This is a genomic window from Burkholderia sp. KCJ3K979, from assembly GCF_016759955.1.
Classification (GTDB): domain Bacteria; phylum Pseudomonadota; class Gammaproteobacteria; order Burkholderiales; family Burkholderiaceae; genus Burkholderia; species Burkholderia orbicola.
In genome coordinates, this window is record NZ_JACFYV010000415.1 from 1 (window position 1) to 1,488 (window position 1,488).

General features: G+C 68.1%; 2 protein-coding genes. Both read right to left on the reverse strand.

Annotated features, from left to right (window positions below):
* Positions 1-25 precede the first annotated feature (25 nt).
* The gene (locus tag H3O04_RS35300; protein ID WP_034175197.1) at positions 26-931 is read right to left on the reverse strand and encodes a metal-dependent hydrolase; all 906 of its coding nucleotides are present in this window, start codon (positions 929-931) and stop codon (positions 26-28) included.
* A 29-nt stretch (positions 932-960) separates the two neighbouring features.
* A partial coding sequence (locus H3O04_RS35305; protein ID WP_202589510.1) for an SDR family NAD(P)-dependent oxidoreductase occupies positions 961-1,488 on the reverse strand: 528 nt, incomplete at its 5' end.

Consider the following 1,488-nt stretch of genomic DNA (forward strand, 5'->3'; position numbering starts at 1 on the left):
CCCGCCGAGCCGGCCGGAAGCCCGGTCACGCGCCTTTCGCCGCGCCCCAGTTGCCGCCGTGCGCGGCCGCCTGCGCGGCCGGCGAGCGGGCGAGGTAGGCGAGCGCCTGCTCGGTCGAACCTTCGTGATGCGGCGTATAGCCCGGCTTGAAATAGCGCAGCGCCGCGCCGATCACCTTCCAGAACGACGGCAGGTGCCCGCGTCGCGAACCTTGCCACCACGCGAGCGCGAAGCCCGGGTAGCGGCCGGCGTCCGGGTCGCGCCGGTACATGAACTTCGCACCGGTCGTGATGTAGTAGAGCAGCAGCAGGATCACGAACGCCATGTGCACGCAGCGCTCCGGATAGGTGCCGCCCATATGACGGTAGATGTCGAACGCGACGGTGCGGTGCTCGACTTCCTCGGCGCCATGCCAGCGCAGCAGGTCGACCATCGTCGGGTCGGCGCGGCCTTCGTCGAGCCCGTGCGCGTTGAGCACCCAGTTGCCGAGATAGCCGAAGAAATGCTCGAGCGACGCGATCACGGCCAGCTGCTGCCGCAACCAGAAGCGCGTATGGCCGATCTTCAGCCCCAGCGGCTGCTCGCCCAGCACGCGCGTGAACAAGCGGTTGAGCTTCTGCGTAAACGGCTTCGTGTCGATGCCGTGGCGGTCGTAGTAATGCTTCAGCACGCCGCCGTGCGAGCGCGAATGCACGGCTTCCTGCCGCAGGAAGCCTTCGGCTTCGTCGCGCAGGCGTGCATCGGTGATCAGCGGCAGCGCCTTGTTGTACACGCGGCAGAACCACAGCTCGCCTTCCGGAAAGAGCAGGTTCAGCGTGTTGATGATGTGCGTGCTGCCCGGATCGTTCGGTACCCAGGTGACCGGCGTGTCGCTGAAGTCGAACTTCACGTGCCGGGCCTTGATCTTGTGATAGTCGGCGGTATCGGTCATGTTGTCTCCCTGTGCGGCGTCGTGCGCCGTCAATGCGATGCCATGCTGACGCGGGCGATCATCCGGCCGAGCCACGGCATGAAGCGACCGACGAAGCGCAGCGCGTGCGCTTCGCCGCCGACCGCGACGACGGGGCGGTTGCGCAGCACGCCGTCGACCATCGCCTGCGCGACGGTTTCCGGTTTCAGGCCGCGCATCTGGTACAGCTTCGTCGCGCGCTTGCGCAGCCGCGCTTCATCCTGTGCGTTGGCGCCCGCGTAGTGCGTCGACGCCATGATTCCGGTTTCCGCGAAACCCGGGCACACGGCCGTCACGCCGATGCCTTGCTCCGCGAGTTCCGCGCGCATGCATTCGCTGAGCATCAGCACCGCCGCCTTCGTCGTCGCATACGCGGGCAGGTCGCGCGACGGGCCGAACGCGGCGGCCGACGCGGTGTTGACGATGTGCCCGCCGGTGCCGCGCGCGGCCATCTGCTGCGCGAACAGCCGCGAGCCGTGGATCACGCCCCACAGGTTCACGTGCAGGATGCGCTCCCAGTGCCGCGCGCTCGTGTCGAG